Origin of the sequence: Rhodococcus sp. UFZ-B548 (genome assembly GCF_903819475.1) — a bacterium.
GTDB lineage: Bacteria > Actinomycetota > Actinomycetes > Mycobacteriales > Mycobacteriaceae > Rhodococcus_F > Rhodococcus_F erythropolis.
This window is the reverse complement of the sequence record NZ_CAIJDS010000155.1, coordinates 1-1,172: the sequence shown is the minus strand read 5'-3', so window position 1 is coordinate 1,172 and position 1,172 is coordinate 1. Positions and strand designations below refer to the sequence as shown.

Sequence of the window (1,172 nt, the reverse complement as noted above, 5' to 3'; positions counted from 1 at the left end):
CGGACGAAGGAGAGGCTTTCGGGGAGCGCTGCCCGCATCGTCTCGATATGACCGGTCGGATATGTGCGGAATGTGACTGGCTGGCGGTTGGCGGCGAGTTCGGCCGCAAGTTTCAAAGCCAGCGGTGCCGGCACCATCTCGTCCGTCAGCCCCTGCCCGAGGAACACTGGCCGGTCGTACCCTGTCGTCGGGATCTCCAGCATGCCGCGAGCAGCAGCCAGCACCGCGAGATCGTCGAGGGGCCGGTTCACCAGATCGCCGATCGTGACGTCGCCGAGCCCCGATGCCATGTCCTGGTAGCAGTCGGTTTCGGCTCGGGCAAGGGCATCCGTGCCGCGCGGTGTCAGGTAGCGATCGATGTCGAGATCGGGTCGCGCCGCCCGGAGTCCGGCCAAGAGGTACGAGACGAACACGGTGCTGCCGGTCAGTGGCAATCGTGGAAAGTCCGGCCCCACGAGTGGTGCAAGGTTCTCCAGATTGGACGGCGCCCCGGTCGCGACCGCGCCCCGGTAGTCCAATTCGGGTGCGTACCGTGTGGCCATCGCTGCCGTGACCATAGCGGCCTGCCCGCCCTGAGACTGTCCGAGTGCCGACCACCGCGGTGAGAGCGACGGTTCGACCGCACGCGCGGCGCGCACCATGTCGATCACGCTGTGCGCCGCCGACGGTCCGTCCAGGTACGCGTGGATTCCCGGCGTGCCGAGCCCCACGTAGTCGGTCGCGACGATCGCGTAGCCCTGCGAGAGCCAGTTCGTGAGGTATGGACTGCCGACGGTCCCGGTCACGGTGGGAGCGCACTGGTCGGAAATACCTACAGTGCCGTGAGCCCACGAGATGACCGGCCAGCCGCCTTCGGGTGGATCGCCGGGGGGCAGGAAGAGCGCGCCCGTACTCAACGCGGGCTGGCTGCGCGGTCCTGTGGACCAGTACGTGAGCTTTGATGCGTTGGCTGCGCCGGGAATCCAGAAGGAGTGTGGCAGGGGAGTTGCCGCGGTCACTGTGCCCGGCGTCGTGATTGGCGCCGGTTCCTGCGCGTGGACGGGCGCGGTCGAGACGGCCGCGGAGGCGAGTGCGATCACCATCAATGCTTGGCCGAGTCGTTGTCGGATCATCGCATCGCTCCCGTGGTTCGTCGGTGTCTGCGCCGACTTCCATTCTGCGCGAACCGGCGG

The 1,172-nt window shown here is 67.6% G+C and carries 1 protein-coding gene; it reads right to left on the bottom strand.

Annotated elements, in window-relative coordinates; translation table 11 throughout:
• A partial coding sequence (locus H7C86_RS36920) for a lipase family protein (protein WP_182263518.1) occupies positions 1-1,112 on the bottom strand: 1,112 nt, incomplete at its 3' end.
• Positions 1,113-1,172 lie beyond the last annotated feature (60 nt).